The sequence below is a fragment of the Cupriavidus sp. L7L genome, from assembly GCF_004353535.1.
GTDB lineage: Bacteria > Pseudomonadota > Gammaproteobacteria > Burkholderiales > Burkholderiaceae > Cupriavidus > Cupriavidus oxalaticus_A.
The window spans coordinates 17562-37792 of record NZ_SMNY01000049.1 but is presented as its reverse complement, the minus strand read 5'-3'; the positions used below and the strand labels follow the sequence as shown (position 1 = coordinate 37792).

Genomic DNA, 20231 nt, shown 5'->3' with positions numbered 1-20231 from the left:
CAGTGCGCGTCTTTTACAGGAGAGTTTCCGTGGACAATTTTTCCATTTCCAGCTCACACAGCGACGTCTCGGGGCACAGTACACGCTTGCACTTTTCCACATTGGGCCATCGCAGCCTCCAAGCTGTATGGCACCCGTGCACGCCGCTTAAGCCTAGCGGGACTGACGAGCCTCTGGCGATCGCACGTGGCGAAGGGCCTTGGCTGATCGACGCAGATGGCCAGCGCTACTTCGACGCCACCAGCTCCTGGTGGGTCAATCTGTTCGGCCACGCCCACCCTTTCATCAACGCCGCGCTCAAGGCCCAGCTCGACACGCTCGAACATGTGATGCTGGCCGGCTGCACCCACGCGCCTGCGGTGGAGCTGGCCGAGCGCCTGTCGGCCATGACCGGCGGCGCGCTCGGCCACGCCTTCTATGCCTCGGACGGCGCCTCGGCGGTGGAGATCGCGCTCAAGATGAGCTTCCACTTCTGGCGCAACACCGGCCTTCCGGCCAAGCGCGAGTTCGTCTGCGTGCGCCACGGTTACCACGGCGAGACCATCGGCGCGCTGGCGGTCACCGACGTGGCCGTCTTCCGCGACGCCTACGATTCGCTGCTGATGCATTCCCATGTGGTGATGTCGCCCGACGCGCGCCAGGCCGGCCGCGACGAGTCCGCCGCCGAGGTGGCGCAGCGCGCGCTGGACGAGCTGGAGGCGCTGCTGCGCGAGCGTGCCGGCCAGATCGCCGCCATCATCATCGAGCCGCTGGTGCAGTGCGCCGCCGGCATGGCGATGCACGACCCCGGCTACCTGGACGGCGTGCGCGCCTTGTGCGACCGCTACCGCGTGCACCTGATCGCCGACGAGATCGCGGTGGGCTGCGGGCGCACCGGCACCTTCTTCGCCTGGGAGCAAAGCCGCGTCGCCGGCGAGCCGCTAGCGGGCGGCCTCTGGCCGGACTTCCTGTGCCTGTCCAAGGGCATCAGCGGCGGCTACCTGCCGCTGTCGCTGGTGCTGTCGCGCACTGCCATCCACGACGCCTTCGTCGCGGACGATGTCGGCCGCAGCTTCCTGCATTCGCACTCCTACACCGGCAATCCGCTGGTCTGCCGCGCCGCGCTGGCCACGCTGGACCTGTTCGAGCAGGATCGCGTAATCGAGCAGAACCGCCTGCGCGCCCAATGGCTGGCCGAGGCCATGGCCGCCCTCGGCACCGATGCGCGCCTGGTGCACGCGCGCCAGCGCGGCCTGATCTGGGCTGCCGACGTGCGGCCCGAGCTGGCCGGCGCCGGCTTCGCCGCGCGCTTCCACCAGGCGGCGCTGGCTCAGGGCGTGCTGGCGCGCCCCATCGGCAATACCCTCTATGTGCTGCCGCCCTATGCTTTCGACGCGGGCCTGGCGCAATGGCTGGCGCGCCGCCTGCAGGCGGCGCTCGACGCGACGCTGGGGGATTCCTCGCCCGCTATCGATGACGCGGCGCAGCTCGATGCTGGGGAGGTGCGCCATGCTGCTTGAGCGCCTGGAACAGGCCGCCGCCGAACGCACCGCGCGTGGGCTGACGCGCCGCCGCCGCACCGCCCACACCGCCTGCGCGCCACACCAGGCGGTCAGCGACGGCCAAGGCGGAGCGCGCTCGCTGCTGAGCTTCTGCAGCAACGACTACCTCGGCCTGGCCAACCACCCCGCGGTGGTCGACGCCTTCGCTGAGGGCGCCCGCCGCTACGGCGCCGGCAGCGGCGCCTCGCATCTGGTCAACGGCCACTCGCTGGCCCACAACCAGCTCGAGGCCGAGCTGGCGCGCTGGCTGGCGCCCTGCATCCCCGAGGCCCGGGCGCTCTATTTCTGCACCGGCTATATGGCCAATCTGGCGGTACTGAGCGCCCTGGGCACGGCCGACACCACCCTCTTCTGCGACAAGCTCAACCACGCCTCGCTGATCGACGGTGCGCTCCTGGCGCGCGCCGACGTGCGGCGCTACCCGCACCGCAACACCGCCGCGCTGGCCAGGCAGCTTGCCGCCAGTGACAGCCTGCTCAAGCTGATCGTGACTGACGGCGTGTTCAGCATGGACGGCGACATCGCCCCGCTGGCTGAGCTGCTGGCGCTGGCCGAACACCACGACGCCTGGATCGTGGTGGACGACGCCCACGGCTTCGGCGTGCTGGGGGAGCGCGGCCACGGCGTGCTGGAGCATCTTAGGCTGGCCTCCGAGCGCTTCATCTACATCGGCACGCTGGGCAAGGCCGCCGGCGTGGCGGGCGCCTTCGTGGCCGCACACACCACTATCGTCGAGCACCTGGTCAACGTGGCCCGGCCCTACATCTACACCACGGCCGCGCCGCCGGCCGCCGCCCAGGCGCTGCTGACCAGCTTGGCACTGATCACGGGCGAGGAGGGCCACCAGCGGCGCGCGCAGCTGGCGCAATCGATCGCCCAACTGCGCGCCGGCCTGCAGACCCTGCAGGCCGGCCATCCGCAAGCCGGCTGGCAGCTGGCCGACAGCGCGACGCCCATCCAGCCGCTGATCGTGGGCGGCAACGCGGCGGCGCTGGCGCTGTCCGAAGCGCTGGACGGCGACGGCATCCGCGTCGCCGCGATCCGGCCGCCGACCGTGCCGGAAGGCACGGCGCGCCTGCGCATCACGCTGTCGGCCGCGCATGGCGCCGCCGACATAGCGCGCCTGCTGGACAGCCTGGGCGCCCTAGCAGCGCAGTGGGAGGCAGCATGAGACCGACGGCCCCTTTCCATGACATCGCCTGCTTCGTTACCGGCACCGACACAGGCGTGGGCAAGACTCACGCCTGCGCCGCGCTGCTACACGCGCTGCGCGCCGCCGGCTGCGCTAGCGTCGGCATGAAGCCGGTGGCGAGCGGCAGCGAATGGCGCAACGGCCATTGGCACAACGATGACGTGGCCGCCCTGCGTGCCGCCGGCAGCGTGGACGTGCCGCCCGATCTGACTTGCCCCTTCCTGCTGCGCACGCCCTGCTCGCCTCATTTGGCCGCCGCGGCCGAGGGCGCGCGAATCACGCCTGAGCCCATCCGCGCCGCCTTCGCCGCCCTGCGCGCGCAAGCCGGGGCGGTGGTGGTGGAAGGCGTGGGCGGCTTCCAAGTGCCGCTGGCCACCGGCCCGGCCTGCTGGGACACGGCCGACCTGGCCGTCATGCTCGACCTGCCGGTGGTGCTGGTCGTCGGCATCCGGCTGGGCTGCCTCAACCACGCGGCGCTGACCGCCGCCGCCGTGCGCGCGCGCGGACTGCGGCTGGCCGGCTGGATCGCCAACCGCATCGATCCCGACATGGCCCTGGCCGGCGAGAACATCGCCACCCTGCGCGAATCGTTAGGCGCGCCATGCCTGGGCGAGCTGCCCTGGCTGCAGGCGTCGGCCGAAGCCGCCGGAGCGCTTAATATCTCGCCGCTGCTGGCGGCCACCCCCGAACATCAACAGGTCGAGGCCCAAGGCCAAGCCGCCTGAACAGGATCCAGACATGACCATGATCGCCAACACCTCCACCCCCAACGGCAGCGACAATGACGGCACCATCGCCACGATCGATGCCGACGCTCTGCGCCAGTCCGCGCGCCGCGCCGCCGCGCAAGAACAAGCCGCTAGGCCGTCGCGTTGGAGCGTGGCCGAGGTGGCCGAGCTTTTCGCGCTGCCCTTCAACGATCTGCTGTTCCGCGCCCAGCAGGTGCACCGCGAGCATTTCGACGCCAACACGGTGCAGCTTTCCACCCTGCTCTCAATCAAGACCGGCGGCTGCGAAGAGGATTGCGGCTACTGCCCGCAGAGCGCCCACCACGATGCCGGGGTCAAGGCCGAGAAGCTGATGGTGCTCGACGAAGTGCTGCAGGCCGCGCGCGCGGCCAAGGCCAGCGGCGCCACGCGCTTCTGCATGGGCGCGGCCTGGCGCTCGCCCAAGGACCGCCACCTCGAGCCGGTGATGGACATGGTGCGCGAGGTCAAGGCGATGGGCCTGGAGACCTGCGTCACGCTCGGCATGCTCAAGGCCGAGCAGGCGCAGCAGCTCAAGGACGCCGGGCTGGACTACTACAACCACAACCTCGATACCTCGCCCGAGTTCTACGGCAAGATCATCACCACGCGCACCTACCAGGACCGGCTCGACACCATCGGCCACGTGCGCGACGCCGGCATCAACGTCTGCTGCGGCGGCATCGTCGGCATGGGCGAATCGCGCGAGGCGCGCGCTGGCCTGATCGCCCAGCTGGCCAATATGGACCCGTACCCGGAGTCGGTGCCCATCAACAACCTGGTGCAGGTCGAAGGCACGCCGCTGTCGGGCGTCGAGGCGCTGGACCCGTTCGAGTTTGTCCGTACCATTGCGGTGGCCCGCATCACCATGCCCGGGGCGATGGTGCGCCTGTCCGCCGGCCGCGAGGCCATGGACGAAGCCTTGCAGGCGCTGTGCTTCATGGCCGGCGCCAATTCCATTTTCTACGGCGACAAGCTGCTGACCACCGGCAACCCACAGGCCGACCGCGACCGCGCCCTGCTGGGCCGGCTCGGGATCCGTACTGAAGGTTACGCGGGGTGACGGCCGCCGCCCTTTCCGCACGCGCCGACGTGTGGTCGGAAGCGGCACAAGGGGGGCGCGCGCCTGGCCGCCCCTTGGTCGACGCCGAATTCCTGCGCGATCCCTATCCCGCCTATCACGCGCTGCGCGCGGCCGGCCCCATCCATTGGAGCGACGAGTTTTTCGGCGGTGCGTGGCTGTTGACCCGGCATGAGGACGTTGAGGCCGTGCTGCGCGACCCGCTCTACTCGGCGCGGCGCACCGGCGGCTGGGTGATGCGCGGCAGCGGGGACGAACGCCAGGCGCTGTGCCCCTTCCAGCGCCTGTTCAGCCGAGCCATGCTGTTCGTGGACGCGCCCGACCACACGCGGCTGCGGCAGGTGCTCAATGCGGGCTTCCGCCCGGCGGCACTGCGTGCATTCGCCAGCACCATCGAGCGGATGACCTCTGGTCTGATGGACAGGCTCGAAGGGGTGCAGAAGTTCGACTTTATGGAAGCGATGGCCAGACCGCTGCCGGCCATGGTGATTGCGAGCCTGCTCGGCATGGACGCCGCCGATCAGCCGGACTTTCTAGCTTGGTCCGAGGACCTGGCCACTTTCATTGGCGCGCCCGACCCCGACCTTGCACTGAAGCGGCGCGCGCAAGCCAGCTTGCTCAAGATGAGCGCCACCTTCGAAGCCATGCTCGCACACCGCCGGACGCAGGAGGCAAAAGGGCTGACGATCCGGCCCGGCGAACAGGGCCACCTGATCAGCCTGCTCATGCAGGCCGAGACTGAAGGTCGGATAAAGGGTGGGGCTGAATTGCTGGCGCAATGCGCCATGCTCTTGTTCGCCGGACACGAGACCACACGCAATCTGCTCGGCAACGGCTTGCACGCCTTGCTCAGCCATCCGGCGCAGTGGCAGCTCCTGCGACAAGCGCCGGAGCTGATGTCCAACGCCCTGCGCGAACTGCTGCGCTACGAGAGCCCGGTTCAGTACACAGGCCGACGGGTCACCACCGATACCATACTGCACGGGCTGCGACTGCGGCGCGGAGACTTGGTGGTGCCGCTGATCGGCGCCGCCAACCGCGATCCCTCGCGATATCGCGACCCGGACGCATTGGATGTTACCCGACGCGAAGGATCTCACCTCTCATTCGGCCATGGGCCGCATGTGTGCATCGGGGCGGCACTTACGATGATGGAAGCTGAGATCGTCTTTCGAGCGCTACTGACTAGACTGCCCCGAATCGAACTTGCGAATGCAGAACCGGATTGGAACGGCAACCCTGTCTATCGAGGTCTTGCCAGTCTTCACCTACGCCAAAACTAGAGGAAGCCAAACAAAGAACTGCTCCGTACGCCGTCTCGATCCGGTCCGAATCAAAAAAACATTTCTGCGCTAAGTCAACCTTTTGGCGTCCAAACCAAGGCTGCAAGGGCGTCGCTACCATCGCCGGTCCGCGCCACGAAACATCGGCGAAAACCTGGGGATGGTGGCTCCCAAAATCAATTGTCAGGGCGTCAAACAATAATTCTTACAGTGGAGATCAATGAGCATGAAGAAATCGCTTTTGGCGCTGGCAGCGCTTGGCGCATTTGCTGAGGTGGCGCACGCGCAATCGAGCGTGACCCTGTATGGCGTTGCGGACGCCAACATTGAATACGTGAGCAATATGTCGAGCGTCACGCCGTCGTCATCCAATGGCTTCAGAACTGGACCGGACGAGAATCTCTTCCGCATGTCGTCTGGTGGTCTGTCCGGCTCCCGTTGGGGCCTGCGCGGTATAGAAGACCTGGGCAGCGGCCTGAAGGCGCTGTTCGTGCTCGAGAGCGGTTTCGGCCTTGACAATGGCGGCATGCAGCAAGGCGGCCGCCTCTTCGGTCGCCAGGCGTATGCCGGCCTGGAGAGCGCACAAGCGGGGCGAGTCACGTTTGGCCGCCAGTACACCTCGATGTTCGACGTGCTCGCGAACTTCTCGCCGCTCGGCTACTCGACCCAGTACGAGCCGGTGGTGGCGCAGCTGGGCCTGAACTTCCGTTCGGACAACACGGCCAAGTACACCGGCAAGTTTGGCCCGGTGACTGCCATCGCCCACTGGTCGTTCGGCAACGGCGTCGCCGGCGGCGGCGAAGTCCCGGGCGAGTTCCGCCGCGACACCGGCTACGGTGCGGGCGTGGGCTGGGCGGCCGGTCCGTTCGGCATTTCGGCCGCTTATGACCAGTACAACCCGACCCTGAACACCGCCGGCGCCACCGGCGAGTTCAAGAAGGCCGCGGTCGCCGCGAGCTATGCCTTCGGCCCGGCCAAGGTGATGGCTGGCTACCGCTGGGGCATGAACTCGGCTCCCAACGGCAACAACATCCTGAAGGACAACTACTACTGGGTCGGCGGCAACTACCAGGTCACCCCGACGCTGGGCCTGACGCTCGCCTACTACTACGACGACGTCAAGAACCTGAACCTGGCCGCCAACGGCGCCACCAACAACATCAAGAACCCCTGGCAGATCTCGTTTGTCGCGGACTACAACCTGTCCAAGCGCACCGACGTCTACCTAACCACCGCCTACGCGAAGAACGCCGGCATCAACTTCGACACCTCGGCCATCAGCTTCGCCAACGGCTACTTCCTCGGCAGCGGGAAGGACAACATGGTCGGTGTGGCGGTGGGCATGCGTCACAGATTCTAATCGCCACGGCTTGGCGCATGCCAGCTCAAGCGCCGCCGGGGGCGACAACCGCGGCGCACTGGGCGAATGCGCCAAGCCGCGCGCTGGCGCCTCTCTGTTTCATTCCTTCGCGTTTCATGCCTGACCTCCCGCCGGAATGTGCAGCAGAGCGACGATCTGCCCTCGCAGACATAGCCGACCGAGCGGCCATCGCCGTCCACAGCGGGCAGGCGCAGAATCACGGCCGAGGCCACCAAATCGATATAGCGCACGCGCTTTTGCTGCTCATTCAGATCGTTTTCGGTAATGAAGTGAAGGCGTGATACGACTCGATCTTGTTGGTGGTCGCCGTCACTTCCTGCCGCATGTTCTCCTGCGAGATCCAGCGCAGCAGGTAGGCCGTGCGCAGCACGCGACCGAGTTCACGGGCCGCCGCAAACAGCCGGTTGTGCCGGCCCTCGTGGCTCAGCTTGCGCAGCAGATGGCGACACGACGCGGCCGGTCTGGCTTGAGATCGCCATCTGCATCAAGTCTTTCCAATGGTTGCGGATCAGATTCCAATCGATGACATCGCTGAACAGACGGTCGATGTGCTGGAAGCGGATGCCCTTCTCCGCCTTGTAGAAGCGCAGATCCTTCCAGAGGGCCGGCCGGGATTCGCAAAAAATCCGCCACATCTCCGGCAACTCATTGATTTTCTAGGGAATCTAGCCTTCCAGCGCCCCGGATAACGTCCCGAGCTGCGGCCCCGACCAGAGGGGGCTCAAATTGCGAATGAGTGCGCAAAACAGCACATGTCGGCAAAAATGGGCTGAGGTCGGGAGCGCTTGGCGCGTCGATCTGTCATCAAAGGCGGGCAAATTCCACATCCTGGCACGCACGCTGTCGAGGGGCTCCGATACCGGACCCAAGGGAGGTAGCGGATTTGGAAAACAGGGGGTGGACCTTGGCAGCTTCAACTGACGACAGAACAATCCGCAATGATGACGAGATCTGGTACATGGGGCACATCAATCTGGATGTCGTGCGGCACTAAGAATGCCCTCGATCCACGATACCGCCTATCCGGCGCTGCCGGCTGAGCTTACCGCCGCCGAACTGGAAGCTGCGTTCACACCGACACCGACCGAGATCCGCTTCGCGCGCAGCCAGTCCCGTCGCACCTCAACGACGGTCCTGATTCTCGTGCAGCTCAAATTGCTGCAGCGCCTTGGCTACTTCCCCATGCTGGCTGAGGTGCCTCCTGTCGTGATTGATCACGTGCGCGCAGCACTGCGGGCCTCTGCCCTACCTCGCGCAACAGTCAAGCGCTACGATGCCTCTGGCACCCGGTCCCGCCATCAGAAGTTGCTACGCGGGTATCTCCACATTCGACCGGTCGAAGCCAACACGCTGAAATGGCTGGAGGCGCTCGCAACCGAGGCGGCGCACACCAAGGTCGAATTGCCCGACATTATCAACGTGCTGATCGAAGAGCTGATCCGGCTACGGTGCGAACTGCCGCCATTAGCCAGTCTTCACCGAATGGCCACCCAGGCCCGCAGCCGGTGCAACGAAGCCATCTATCGTGCCATCGCTGACGCGCTCGACGACTCGCAGATCGCTCGGATTGAGGCGTTGTTTAACGGTCAGGGCGAGCAATCCGGTTGGAACCAGCTCAAGCGCGAGCCCAAGCGCCCCGCCGCACGCGAAATCGCAAGCTTCCTCAAACACATCCAGACCCTGCGAAGCCTGGCCGACGGTCTCCCACAGGCACCAGCATTGCTTTCCGTGTCCAAACGCACGCAACTGGTGACGGAGGCCCGGGCGCTTGACATTGCTGAGCTCAAGTCGCTCAAGCGACCCAAACGATTAACTTTAGCAGTGCTCTTCATTCACGCGCAGTTGCAGAAGGCGCTCGACGATGTGGCCGAAATTTTCATCAAGGTCATGCGCAAGCTCGGGGGCCTCGCCAAGACCCGACTGCAACAATATCAACTTGCGCATGCGGACTCCTTGGAAGACCTGGTCAGCCAGTTCCGTGATGTGCTGCAAGTTCTGGAGGATGACGGCATTGCCGATATCTTCCGGCTGGATAAGGTGCGTGAGGTCCTCGGTAACGATGCAGCAGGTGCGCTTGCCCGCTGCAATGAGCATATCGCGTACGCTGGCAACTTCGATCTCCCATTCATGCTCGCGCCTTACCGCCAGCAGCGCTCCCTGCTCTTTCAGTGCCTTGAGGTCTTGCCGCTCAAATCCAGTTCGCAGGACAAGACAGTCTTGGTGGCATTGGCCTGGATACAGGGCTTTCGGACCTCGCACCGCGAACATTTGCACCTTACGGACGACGATCTACTGAACCTTCCGCTCGACTGGCTCCCGGCCAAGTGGGAGAAGGCCATCTTTCCGGATGGCCGGAGTAGTCGTCTGCTCCATCGTAGGTACTTTGAGTTGTGCGTGTTCGATCAGGTCATGCGTGAGCTGAGCTCAGGCGATCTTTACGTGGAGGGCAGTGACCGTTTTGACGACTTCCGCCTCCATCAGGTATCCGAGGAGGTGTTCGAACGGGAGTTACCGCATTACTGTGAAATCGTTGGCCTGCCAACGGATGGCGAGAACTTCGTCAGAACACTATCGGACAGACTGAGCACGGCACTCGACGAGGTGGATGCCAACTTCCCCGAGAACGACGGCATCGAATTCGGAGAACAGGGGCTGATTATCCACCGGCCCAGCAAGGCACCTGACCCGCCCAACATGATGCTGATCGACCAGGCTATCACCGCATCGATGCCGCAGATCAGCATCCTTGACGTGCTGACCGAAACGGAGCAATGGCTCAATCTGCACAGACTGTTCGGTCCATTGTCCGGCTTCGATGCCAAGATCGATGACCCTCGCAAGCGCGTTATCTGCACGCTGTTCTGCTACGGCTGCAATCTGGGACCGAGCCAGACGGCTCGGTCCGTCAAGGGGTTGAGCCGCAAGCAAATTGCCTGGCTGAACCTGCATCACGTCACGGAAGAGCGGCTCGACAAGGCCATTGTGAAGGTCATCAACGCATACAATCAATTCGCGCTACCGAAGTACTGGGGCAGTGGCAAACGCGCGTCCGCGGATGGCACGAAGTGGACTCTATATGAGCAGAATCTGCTGTCGGAGTACCACATCCGTTATGGCGGGTACGGCGGAATTGGCTACTACCATGTCTCCGACATGTACATCGCGCTCTTCAGCAACTTCATTCCGTGCGGCGTGCATGAGGCAGTGTACATCCTGGACGGCCTCATCAGAAATGGCTCTGAGATTCAGCCGAATACCATTCACGGTGACACCCAAGCGCAGAGTGGCCCGGTGTTTGGCCTGTCCTACCTGCTGGGCATCAATCTGATGCCGCGCATGCGCAATATCAAGGATCTGGTGCTATACAAGGCGGATCGACGCCGACGATACGACCATATCGAGCGCCTGTGCCGCCGGTCCATCGACTGGGATCTGATCCAACGACACTATCCTGACATGATGCGGGTGGCCGTCTCGATCAAGGCAGGTAAGATGACGCCGTCGACCATCCTCCGCCGGCTGGGTTCGGAGAGCACGAAGAATAAGCTTTACTTCGCGTTCCGGGAACTGGGCCGCGTTATCCGCACGCTGTTCCTGCTGAAGTATCTGAGCGACCCGGAGCTCCGGCGCACTATTCATGCCGCGACCAACAAGAGCGAGCAGTTCAATGACTTCGCGCAGTGGCTGATGTTTGGCGGCGACGGCGTCATTGCCGAAAATCTGCGGCACGAACAGCGCAAGGTGATCAAGTACAACCAGCTGGTCGCCAACATGGTCATCCTCCACAACGTTCAGTGGATGTCGCGCAAGCTCAAGGATTTGCAGGAGCGCGGGCATCCGGTGAATGCCGACGTCCTCAAGGCGTTGTCGCCTTACCGGCGCGAGCACATCAACCGGTTCGGCGATTACCTGCTCGACCTGCAGCGACGCGTGCCGCCACTCGACCCATCGATCGATTTCGTATTCAAATCAGCGGCTTAGCGAAGATGTGGCGGATTTTTTTCGAATCCCGGCCACCCCTCCTATTGCCCCTTCTTCCAGACCCTGCATGACGAAACTCGCCCCGTGGGCAACCTCGGCCGTGGAACACATTACTCCATCCTCCGGGCGCCGGTCTGGCATGACGAGCGTAAGCGGTCTTTTGAGGGCGTCCCTTGCGGCCGCCGGCGGTATCCGCTAGGCGTCTGAGGACTTGAGCGTCCAGGGCAGCAGAGCCTCGTAGTCGTCGGCGGTCTGTGCGTGTGGCAACGCCTTGAACAAGGCAACGAGATACTGATACGGATCGACGTCGTTGGCCTTGCAGGTTTCCACCAGTGAGTAAAGACTTGCGCTGGCGTTGGCACCGGCCACGGTGTCGCAGAAGAGGAAGTTTCTCCGTCCGATCACGAATGGCCTAATCGCGTTCTCGCAGGGATTATGCCGGCTCCCCGATTATGCCGCGTCGTGCACGCGCGTAACGGTGGGTATGGCCTTTCATGATCGCTGTGTCGGCATAAACATATGATGTCTCAGGCTGGCTAATGCGCTGGCCAGGAGAGATCAGATGAATGCAACACGCACAGTCAGCGAATCCGGCGGGCTGCCGGCCCATCACATCGATGCATTTCTTGATCGTCTACGGACGGCACACTATTCCGAGGTATCGCTTCGCAAGAAACGAAGAGTCCTGTGCGCGTTCTCCGGGTGGATGAAGAACAGGAACATTGACCTGATCGATCTCGATGAGTCTGTCACGGCTCGTTTTATGAATCGCATGATCGACGCTTCAAGAGACCGCGTCCAGCGTGCGCGTCCCACCTTACGGCAGTTTCTTGCCTATCTGCGCGCGGAAGCCATTGTGTGTTCGCCGACGTTGGGCGGCCAGTCCGAGATTGCGCGCATTTATCGCCGATACCTGGACCATCTGAGGCAGGATCGTGGACTCGCGAAGAACTCGCTGCTCGTCTACGGCCCCTTCATTCGCGACTTTCTCGACAGCCACTCGGCCAACGACGGAACGATATTGGCAGATGCATTTTGCGCCGTAACGATCCGAGATCATTTCCTTGCCTACAGCGAAGGTCGATCGGCGGAGTACACGCGGCTGATGGCAGTTGCGCTTCGCTCGTTCTGCCATTTCCTCTTTCTGCGCGGCGATACGGCCCGAGACCTGTATGAGTCAGTGCCGTCAGTTCGTAAGTGGCGACAGTCAACTGTACCGACGTTCCTCACGCCTGAGCAGCAAGAAGCTCTCATTGCGTCCGCAGACCGGTCGACTCCGACTGGGCGCCGTGACTACGCAATCCTGCTGTTGTTGGCGCGGCTCGGTCTACGTGCCGGAGAAATAGTTGCCATGCAGCTCGACGACATTCACTGGCGTTCGGGGGAACTCGTCGTTCATGGCAAGGGGCAGATGGTGGAGCACGTCCCCCTGCCATCGGAGGTCGGAGCAGCAATCGCTACATATCTCCGCGATGGTCGCGGAGCAAGTGCATCGCGGCACGTATTCCTTCGTAGATTGGCACCTCGGGTTGGTCTGGCGGGACCGGCGGCGATTGGCAAGATTGTTTGTCAGGCCTTCGCACGTGCAGGTTTCCGCCCCGCGTGCCGTGGTTCCGCACATCTGTTCCGTCACGGTCTGGCGACGACGATGATTCGCCACGGGGCCTCGATCGCAGAAATAGCCGAGGTCTTGCGGCATCGCTCACCGGACAGTACCGCGATCTATGCAAAGGTCGCGTTTGAGGACCTGCGCGGGGTCGCGCGCTCGTGGCCCACGGCGGGAGGTGCAATATGACTTCGATCCGTGACTCCCTCGCTCGGTACGTGGCGGTCCGCCGCGCTCTCGGGGCATCATTCTATGAACCTGCATTGGCACTCGGTCATTTCGTTGATCTTCTGGAACATGAAGACGCAGAGTTCATTACTACCGATCTGGCTCTGCGCTGGGCGATGACGCCCGCACTCGTCGAACGCGCCACCTGGGGGCGGCGCCTCTCTCAAGTGAGAGGATTCGCCAGATGGATGAACGTCATTGACGGTCGAAACCAGATTCCTCCAGGAGGACTCCTGAGTGCCCGCAGACGGCGCAATGCCCCGCATATTTACACGGAGCAGGAAATTGATCTGCTTATGACCCGCGCCGCTCAACTGCGATCCCGAACCGGCATGCGAGCACTGACCTATTCGACGCTCATCGGGCTTCTTGTAGCGACGGGCCTCAGGCCAGGCGAAGCGCTTCGGCTCGACCGGTCCGACGTTGACCTCGTCAGCGGGATACTCTCCATCCGGGAATCGAAGTTCGGCAAATCGCGCTTTGTTCCTGTAGCAGAGTCGACCCGGGTGGCACTCGAACACTATGCCAAGAAACGCGATCAACTCTGTCCTTCACGATTGAGCGAGGCGTTCCTGGTTAGTGAGCGCGGCAAGCGATTGAAGGCCGGAACTGCACGAAGCATGTTCGTCAGAATGTCGCGCGCTGTCGGTCTGCGATCGGCGACAGAGGATGGGCGCGATGGTTACGGCCCGCGCCTCCAGGACTTCCGGCATAGCTTCGCGACGGGAAGGCTGGTCGAATGGTATCGCGCCGGTCTGGACGTAAGTCGAGAACTGCCGAAACTTGCCGCCTACCTCGGGCATGTCAACATCGGTCTTACGTACTGGTACATCGAAGCGGTTCCTGAGTTGCTTGAACTCGCGGCAGCCTATCTCGACAAGGACTGTCCGGGAGAACGGCCGTGAGCGCCGCCAGCCTCCCAGCCCTGGTTCAGCGCTTCTTCACCCAGCGCCTGCTCGAGCAGCAAGGTCTGAGTTCGCATACGGTGGCAAGTTACCGTGACACGTTCCGGCTGCTGCTGGCGTTCGCCACTAAGCATATCGGGCGCGCGCCGTCAAAGCTCCGAATCGAGGACTTCGACGTGTCGTTGATCGAGGAATTCCTGCAGCACCTCGAACACGGCAGAGGCAATTCTGTGCGCACACGCAACACGCGGCTTGCCGCCGTGCATGCCTTCTTCCGGTTCGTCGCAGTCAGCGAGCCTGCGTTGTTTCTGCAGTGTCAGCGCATTCTTGCAATCCCATCCAAACGCTGCGAGCACGGCCCAGTTGAGTTTCTGACCGAGAGCGAGGCCGCCGCTCTGGTAGGGGCGCCTGACGTACGAAACTGGATCGGCAACCGCGACCGAACGCTGCTTCTTGTAGCGGTTCAAACGGGTCTGCGCAATAGCGAATTGACCGCACTCCGGCGTCAGGATGTGACGCTCGGCACAGGCGCCCACGTTCGTTGCCTTGGCAAAGGCAGAAAGATGAGATGCACTCCGCTGCGACCGGATGTAGTTGCCGTCCTGAAACAGTGGCTGCTGTATCAACCAGGCGAACCAGGTGATCCGGTCTTCCCCAGTTCGCGCGGTGGTCATCTCAGTGCCGATGCTCTTCAGCGACTCGTTTCGCGCAACGCTGAGATCGCGCGCCTCTCGTGCCCCTCGCTGAAGAAGAAATCAATAACGCCTCATACGCTTCGGCACACGGCCGCGATGAGCCTGATGCATCACGGCGTCGACCTGACCGTGATCGCGCTCTGGCTCGGTCACGAGTCCTCCGAGACGACTCAGATCTATTTGCACGCCGACATGCAACTCAAGGAACGCGCGCTCGCGCACGCCACGGCGAGCGGTGTCGCGCCGACACGCTACAAGCCTCCAGATCCGTTGCTCGCCTTCCTGGAGGCTCTTTGATAATGCCGACAATCGGAGCGATCGGGAACAGAGATCCGCCCAACCGTCGTGTGCGTGGATTCATGACGCGGCATAATCGGGGAGTCGGCATAATCCCTGTCATGCCGCTAGCGGCATGACAGGGATTGTTCGAGATCGGCCAAGTTCCGTTCTCGATGTAGCGCACGAGCTTTGGCCACTGCCCATGCAGGTAGTGCAGCGCCTTGCCGAACAGGCTTTGCGGCAGTACGGTATGCAGGTGTTGCAGCAGCATCGTTTCGATCTCGGCCAGCAGCGGCTGGCTTTGTTCGGCGCGAACTTGCTGCCGTTGTTCCGGCCTCATCTCGAGCGTGTGGCGTTCGATGGCAAACAGCTTGCCGATGCGCTGCAGGAATCCGGTGACCGTGTGGTCGGCGCGCTTGTCCTTGGGCAAGGCTTGCTCCGCCTCGACCAGGTAGCGCCGCGCGTGCGCCCAGCATCCGAGGTGCACCAACTGATAGGTGTTTGCGACGTCGTCGTATGGTGCATAGCCGTCGGTCATCAACACCGCCCCAGGCTTGATGCCGGCATAGAGAGCCGTAGCCTGCTTTGTCTCGCGTGTGGGGCTATAGGCAAACAACCGTACCGGCGGGCCCGTGCCATTCATCTGCGCCCATAGGAAGCTCTTTCTCTGGGCAGGCCTGCCGGGCTCCTTGAGCACCTGTACCGTTGTCTCATCACCGTACACGACGTCTGCTTCCAGCAGATGGTCACGCAGCAGGTTGATGATTGGCTGCACGGCTTGGCCTACTCGCACTATGCTTGCGGCCAGGGTGCCGCGAGAGAGGTCCCCGCCGAAGCGATGCAGCAGCGCTGCCTGGCGGTACAGCGGCAGGCCATCCTGATACTTCGAGGTGATGCACCAGGCCAGCGCCGATTCGGTAAGGAGTCCCTTGGGAATAATGCGTGCCGGTGCCGGCGTCGTCTTGATGCCGCCGTCGCAGCATGGGCAGGCGTACTTGACCCGCTGGTGCTGGATCACGCGGACCTGTTGCGGCACGATGTCGAGCTGTTCGCTGACCTCAACGGCAATCTCGACCAGAGTCTGGCCATCGAGGGGGCAGACGCGTTCCGATTCGGGTAGTTCGTGACGAACCTCGACACGGGGCAGCGCCGGGTCGAGCGGCTTACGGCCACGCTTCTTGCGTGTGTGCCCGGCCACTTCGGTCTCGGGCGTACCTTCTTCTTCCTGCGCCGGCTGCGCGGCCGCTGCCGCCATGGCTTCGGCCTCATTGAGGAACAAGTCCTTCTGCTCCGAGCCTCGCGCCTCGCTCTTGGCGGCGAACAGCTTACGCTGGAACGCCTTGAGCTGTTCCAAGAGCAGGTCTCGCTGGACCGTCATCACACGCAGCTCGCCCTTGATTGCCTCGCGTTCCGCGAGTATTGCCTTGAGCTCGAGTTCGGCGTCTCGCAACAGTTGCAGCTCGGCGGCGGTAACGGTGACGGGCGTGGATGGCATGGCGGGTTAGACCGCTGCCGCCAAGCAGCGTTCACGCAGCGCGATGGTATTCTCGGTGCGGGTGCCGGCGCATCGCCTCGATGTCGATTCCCTCGAGCAGCCAGTGCAACTGTTCGACCGTCAGCGTGGCCACCGACGCCTCGCGTGGCCAAGCAAACCGGTCCGCCTCCAATCGCTTCAACAGTAACCAGAAGCCGTTGCGATCCCAGCCGAGAATCTTGATGCGATCGGCCCGCTGGTTGCGGAACACAAATACAGCAGATGCAAACGGATCCAGCCCGAGCGCCTGCTCGACCAGCAGTGCCAGACCGTTGATGTTCTTACGGAAGTCCACAGCGTCGCGATGCAGGTACACCCGCAGCCCAGCGTCGAGGCGGAACATCAATGGCCTCCATTCAGGGCTTCGATCATTGCCCTTACGAGCGCCACGTGTCGCTCGTCGCATTCGAGCTCGAGTGATACCCCGTTGGGTAGCTTCGCGCTCAAGAGTGCCAGCGGTAGCGCTCGCTGCGGTGGCGAATCGGCAGTCGCTGAGGCCGCTTCGCGGCGAGGCACCACGACCTTTGCAGGTGTCTCGATCGGCCGCGAATCCAGAACCTCCTGGACAACCGGCACGAATGCCGGCAATGCACCTCGCGCCTGCGCTGAATCTCGGTACTCCCGAATCCATTTGCGCAACTGATTAGCGTTGATGCCAGCCTTGAGAGCCGTGCCCGAAACCGATGCTCCCGATTGAAGGCAGAACTCAATCAGACGCCGCTTGGCCGCTGGCTCGTAGTCGCGCTTCCCATTGGAGCGGACTCGCACCGCCTGCAGCGGAAATAGGTCAATCTCGTCTTGGATCATGTTTGCGTCCGCAAAGTCTTTGCGGACGCAAGCCTGCCAACGTTCAGCCTTCAATACCAGACGTCGTCAATTGAGCGCTTACTGACGAGCTTCTGAACCGGCTCGACCGCTGTGCATTCCTTGACCTCGCGGTCATCTGGGACGAGGACCATGACGATCGCGTGATCGACGCGCTTATGACGTTTTACGTCGGCGGCCTGCTCTCCCCTGTGCGGTATATCGGGGAGCGCAAGGGTACGCTTTCTGTGTTGTTGGCTCCAGATGCAATGCGGACTTGGACCCCGAAGGCGCTACAGCAGTATCGCGACGATATCGAGGATGCTTGCCAGAGCCTGGAAGATCCGTGGACGGCAAAAGTTGACGCCGCCGATGGACGCGAGCACTCGATCATTCACAGTTCGGCCGAGAACGTCTCCATATACCTCCGCAACATCGACCTGCTATGGGAACTGGGGGTCAAACCAAAGACGCGATCGTAGCCCCACGCTCTAGTGCGCAACGCGCAACACCTCAGTCGTCAGACTCCCAGCCTGGCGTGTCCTTCCGTTGCGCCTCCACACAAGACTCAACGCAACAAAGACGGGTGCCACGGGCACGCAACACGTGCTAGGTCAAGAAAGTGCGCGCCCTGTGGAAAACTCTGCCGCCTTCCCGCTGAAATGCAACAAAACGGGAAAAGCCCAGCGCAACACCAGGCCACAGGTGCCAAGAATGTCAAATTTCGCGGCAGGGGAGCGTTTTTTTCTGCATGAAGCGTCAACCGGCGGCCGACACAAAACTGATGACATTCAGGACGCAAAGTTGATGACACATGGTCGGGTATCCCACATGAATACTCAGTGGCGACACGAGAGTCGTGACAACTCAGCCAATACCTGCAGCAATATGGTCGGCCAGCGGACGGCCTTGCTAAGCTAAACCCCACCCCTTGGCTAGCATGTCAGCAGTTTGGTGTCATTTTTGGTGACAGCATTTCATCGCGACCCAGCCAAAGTTCCTTAACAGTCAAAGACCTTCAATCACGGCCGTTAAAAGGAACGCCGTCTATAGCCGTGGTGGTGGGCTGCTGGGAGCCGGAATTGGCTGGATTACGTGCGATTATTCTGGATCGGAAACCCAGAATTAGATGGACTGGCTGCTGCGCGAGGGCGATCGGATGAATGCGCTAGTGCTGTCGGCCGATTTCTATCGGTTGCGGGCCGCCCAGCAGGTCCTCATCTGGGGAGGACGAAGATGCTTCCTGCCTGAACTCGTAACACGACCAGAGATGATCGATCGCGGGGGACTACGGCGCAACCTATCCGCGGGTTCTTTGCCACAAGCTTGGTCACGCTCGCACGGTCAGCGCGGCGGTGCGGAACCTATTGGTACTCTTCCCGCATCGCTATAGGGCTCGCCGCTGCCAGCGCCACAAATGCCACATTGCGCGATTAAACCCCTCTTACCTGCCCCGGCGGTAGCATGTAGCCGATGCCCACCAGGTTCATCAGGGAAAAAATCCCCCGACCTTCATCACGACATTTGGCGTGAATCGGCTCCGGAACGCCTCGGCAAAGCCATGAGAGGTGACGAAGCCCTCGTTCAGCGCGACAAATGGTTCGTCGCGGCATGCGCGCAGGTCGACCGCCGCCATCGACCGGCGCCGCACCCAGAAGCCTTCGTAGTCGTGTTCAGCTTCCTCGCACAACGCCTGGTAGGAGGCAAGGTCGGGAATCGTGGCTGGTCAAGCGGCAGTTGTGACAAACCACAATCCGCTAGCGTTGCTGCGAGCAGCGTATCTCCGTCACTGGTGGCGCATACCAACGGCATGCCTCCACAGTCTGATTCCAGATGCGCTCGGGCATGCCGCTATTCGCCGCCCTCGTCGAGACTCCCCCCATCTCAAGCCGAGGTGCGGATAGCTACATTCCGAATTCGGCAAGGTCCGTCGTTACGACGAGCGCCTGCCACTCAGTTAGCGGTGACTTTGGCGTCCTTAATCACACCGCCCCACTTCTTTCGGTCGAGAACCAGAAACTCCCTGAATTTTTCAGGTGACCCTCCTATGACCTCGATGCCGTCGTCGCTCAATCTCTTGGCCACGGCAGGCTGCTTTAGTGCTTCGGTTGTATCGCGGGCAAGTCTAGCTAGTACGCTAGGAGGCGTGCCCTTACTTGCACATAGTCCCACCCACGCCACCGGCTCGAAAGAACTGATACCTTGCTCAGCAAATGTCGGCACATTCGGGAGAGCTTCCAACCTTCGTGACGCAGCGACACCGAGAATCCGGAGCTTTCCCGATTTGACATGTTGCATCGAGCTTACAGGCTGGTCGAAGATTAGCGACACTTGGCCGCCGAGAAGGTCCGCCATAGCTTGCCCGGTACCTTTATAGGGAACGTGAACAATGTCCACACCGGTACGGAGTTTGAACATTTCCCCCGCCAGATGGCCCGCTGTGCCGTTACCAGAAGAGGCGAAGTTCAACTTGCCAGGGTTCGCCTTAGCGTAAGCGATGAGTTCCTTGACGTTATGGATCGGCAATGATGCATTGACCAGCGCAATGTATGGCGTATTGCCAATCAGGGTGACGGGCACAATGTCTGCTGGTTCGAAAGCCATACGCTGGAGGAATGGCTGAATCGATTGCAGTCCAGTAGTGCAAACCAGCAAAGTGTGACCGTCAGGGGGGGATTTCAGCATGACGTCGGCGGCGATTGCGCCTCCGGCACCTGGACGGTTATCCACAATTACCTGCTGGCCCAGCGATTGGGATAGCTTCGGCGCGATGAGTCTCGCCACAATATCGGTCGAGCCGCCAGGTGCGAAGCCTACTAGCAGACGCACAGGCTTTGTTGGATACGACTCGGCACTATGTCCCACAATCGACCACGGCAAGACGATGGCCATACTCAGCCAAAAAAAATGTCTCAGCAAATTCATGCTCGAAACTCCATAAGAACGGTTGGCTACCTGCGAAAAGCTGCCGAAAT

At 62.4% G+C, this 20231-nt stretch carries 16 protein-coding genes and 2 pseudogenes; 11 read left to right on the top strand and 7 right to left on the bottom strand.

Annotated elements, in window-relative coordinates:
• Positions 1-86 precede the first annotated feature (86 nt).
• The 6 genes from bioA (at position 87) to E1J61_RS32165 (ending at position 7203) form a co-directional block, all read left to right on the top strand.
• On the top strand, positions 87-1499 hold the full coding sequence (bioA, locus tag E1J61_RS32190) for an adenosylmethionine--8-amino-7-oxononanoate transaminase (protein ID WP_243737071.1): 1413 nt from the start codon (positions 87-89) through the stop codon (positions 1497-1499).
• Positions 1489-2712: an 8-amino-7-oxononanoate synthase gene (gene bioF / locus E1J61_RS32185; RefSeq protein ID WP_133097900.1), complete on the top strand. Its 1224-nt coding sequence runs from the start codon at positions 1489-1491 to the stop codon at positions 2710-2712. The genes bioA and bioF overlap by 11 nt, the downstream gene beginning before the upstream one ends.
• Positions 2709-3458 (top strand): dethiobiotin synthase, encoded by a 750-nt coding sequence (gene bioD, locus E1J61_RS32180; RefSeq protein ID WP_133097899.1) that lies wholly within the window; start codon positions 2709-2711, stop codon positions 3456-3458. Before bioF ends, bioD begins: the two co-directional genes overlap by 4 nt.
• A gap of 13 nt (positions 3459-3471) precedes the next feature.
• A complete protein-coding gene (gene bioB, locus E1J61_RS32175) occupies positions 3472-4542 on the top strand; it encodes a biotin synthase BioB (RefSeq protein ID WP_133097898.1) in 1071 nt (356 codons plus the stop codon).
• On the top strand, positions 4539-5843 hold the full coding sequence (locus E1J61_RS32170; protein ID WP_243737069.1) for a cytochrome P450: 1305 nt from the start codon (positions 4539-4541) through the stop codon (positions 5841-5843). The genes bioB and E1J61_RS32170 overlap by 4 nt, the downstream gene beginning before the upstream one ends.
• Positions 5844-6069: 226 nt before the next feature.
• Positions 6070-7203, top strand: coding sequence for a porin (locus tag E1J61_RS32165; RefSeq protein ID WP_133097897.1), 1134 nt, complete (start codon positions 6070-6072; stop codon positions 7201-7203).
• 209 nt (positions 7204-7412) lie between these two features.
• On the opposite strand, the pseudogene E1J61_RS32160 reads toward E1J61_RS32165, so the two are convergent.
• A pseudogene (locus E1J61_RS32160) lies at positions 7413-7823 on the bottom strand (Tn3 family transposase); the annotation flags it as partial.
• Positions 7824-8220: 397 nt separating this feature from the next.
• Between E1J61_RS32160 and E1J61_RS32155 the strand changes: the two are divergent.
• Positions 8221-11205, top strand: a complete 2985-nt coding sequence (locus tag E1J61_RS32155) for a Tn3 family transposase (RefSeq protein ID WP_133097896.1) — start codon at positions 8221-8223, stop codon at positions 11203-11205.
• Positions 11206-11400: 195 nt separating this feature from the next.
• Here E1J61_RS32155 and E1J61_RS32150 read toward each other — a convergent pair.
• A pseudogene (locus E1J61_RS32150) lies at positions 11401-11643 on the bottom strand (transposase domain-containing protein); the annotation flags it as partial.
• A 124-nt stretch (positions 11644-11767) separates the two neighbouring features.
• Between E1J61_RS32150 and E1J61_RS32145 the strand changes: the two are divergent.
• The 3 genes from E1J61_RS32145 to E1J61_RS32135 are packed head-to-tail and all read left to right on the top strand — an operon-like array spanning position 11768 to position 14936.
• A complete protein-coding gene (locus E1J61_RS32145) occupies positions 11768-13000 on the top strand; it encodes a site-specific integrase (protein ID WP_133097895.1) in 1233 nt (410 codons plus the stop codon).
• Positions 12997-13944 (top strand): tyrosine-type recombinase/integrase, encoded by a 948-nt coding sequence (locus E1J61_RS32140; RefSeq protein WP_133097894.1) that lies wholly within the window; start codon positions 12997-12999, stop codon positions 13942-13944. The genes E1J61_RS32145 and E1J61_RS32140 overlap by 4 nt, the downstream gene beginning before the upstream one ends.
• Positions 13941-14936: a tyrosine-type recombinase/integrase gene (locus tag E1J61_RS32135; protein WP_133097893.1), complete on the top strand. Its 996-nt coding sequence runs from the start codon at positions 13941-13943 to the stop codon at positions 14934-14936. Before E1J61_RS32140 ends, E1J61_RS32135 begins: the two co-directional genes overlap by 4 nt.
• Here the strand turns inward: E1J61_RS32135 and E1J61_RS32130 are convergent.
• From E1J61_RS32130 to E1J61_RS32120, 3 genes are read right to left on the bottom strand one after another with little or no spacing between them, the layout of a single operon-like run.
• Complete coding sequence (locus E1J61_RS32130) at positions 14839-16413, bottom strand: IS66 family transposase (RefSeq protein WP_133097892.1); 1575 nt, start codon at positions 16411-16413, stop codon at positions 14839-14841. The genes E1J61_RS32135 and E1J61_RS32130 overlap by 98 nt on opposite strands.
• A gap of 31 nt (positions 16414-16444) precedes the next feature.
• Positions 16445-16795 carry an IS66 family insertion sequence element accessory protein TnpB gene (tnpB, locus tag E1J61_RS32125; RefSeq protein ID WP_017514072.1) on the bottom strand — a complete coding sequence of 117 codons (351 nt, stop codon included), beginning with the start codon at positions 16793-16795 and terminating at the stop codon, positions 16445-16447.
• Positions 16795-17259, bottom strand: a complete 465-nt coding sequence (locus tag E1J61_RS32120) for a transposase (RefSeq protein WP_017514071.1) — start codon at positions 17257-17259, stop codon at positions 16795-16797. The genes tnpB and E1J61_RS32120 overlap by 1 nt, the downstream gene beginning before the upstream one ends.
• Before the next feature lie 161 nt (positions 17260-17420).
• On the opposite strand from E1J61_RS32120, the gene E1J61_RS32115 reads away from it, so the two are divergent.
• Positions 17421-17738: a hypothetical protein gene (locus tag E1J61_RS32115; RefSeq protein ID WP_243737068.1), complete on the top strand. Its 318-nt coding sequence runs from the start codon at positions 17421-17423 to the stop codon at positions 17736-17738.
• 1007 nt (positions 17739-18745) lie between these two features.
• Here the strand turns inward: E1J61_RS32115 and E1J61_RS32110 are convergent.
• Both E1J61_RS32110 and E1J61_RS32105 read right to left on the bottom strand, forming a co-directional pair.
• Positions 18746-18892, bottom strand: coding sequence for a hypothetical protein (locus tag E1J61_RS32110; protein WP_371704918.1), 147 nt, complete (start codon positions 18890-18892; stop codon positions 18746-18748).
• 317 nt (positions 18893-19209) lie between these two features.
• Entirely contained in the window at positions 19210-20181 is a 972-nt protein-coding gene (locus E1J61_RS32105) for a tripartite tricarboxylate transporter substrate binding protein (protein WP_133097891.1), read from the bottom strand.
• Between the last annotated feature and the right edge of the window lie 50 nt (positions 20182-20231).

Excerpts from the sequence above, each read along its gene's own strand:
- bioF (WP_133097900.1), top strand. The coding sequence starts at position 1,489 with ATGCTGCTTGAGCGCCTGGAACAGGCCGCCGCCGAACGCACCGCGCGT.
- bioD (WP_133097899.1), top strand. The coding sequence starts at position 2,709 with ATGAGACCGACGGCCCCTTTCCATGACATCGCCTGCTTCGTTACCGGC.
- bioB (WP_133097898.1), top strand. The coding sequence starts at position 3,472 with ATGACCATGATCGCCAACACCTCCACCCCCAACGGCAGCGACAATGAC.
- E1J61_RS32165 (WP_133097897.1), top strand. The coding sequence starts at position 6,070 with ATGAAGAAATCGCTTTTGGCGCTGGCAGCGCTTGGCGCATTTGCTGAG.
- E1J61_RS32155 (WP_133097896.1), top strand. The coding sequence starts at position 8,221 with ATGCCCTCGATCCACGATACCGCCTATCCGGCGCTGCCGGCTGAGCTT.
- E1J61_RS32145 (WP_133097895.1), top strand. The coding sequence starts at position 11,768 with ATGAATGCAACACGCACAGTCAGCGAATCCGGCGGGCTGCCGGCCCAT.
- E1J61_RS32140 (WP_133097894.1), top strand. The coding sequence starts at position 12,997 with ATGACTTCGATCCGTGACTCCCTCGCTCGGTACGTGGCGGTCCGCCGC.
- E1J61_RS32130 (WP_133097892.1), bottom strand. The coding sequence starts at position 16,413 with ATGCCATCCACGCCCGTCACCGTTACCGCCGCCGAGCTGCAACTGTTG.
- tnpB (WP_017514072.1), bottom strand. The coding sequence starts at position 16,795 with ATGTTCCGCCTCGACGCTGGGCTGCGGGTGTACCTGCATCGCGACGCT.
- E1J61_RS32120 (WP_017514071.1), bottom strand. The coding sequence starts at position 17,259 with ATGATCCAAGACGAGATTGACCTATTTCCGCTGCAGGCGGTGCGAGTC.
- E1J61_RS32110 (WP_371704918.1), bottom strand. The coding sequence starts at position 18,892 with ATGGCGGCGGTCGACCTGCGCGCATGCCGCGACGAACCATTTGTCGCG.
- E1J61_RS32105 (WP_133097891.1), bottom strand. The coding sequence starts at position 20,181 with ATGAATTTGCTGAGACATTTTTTTTGGCTGAGTATGGCCATCGTCTTG.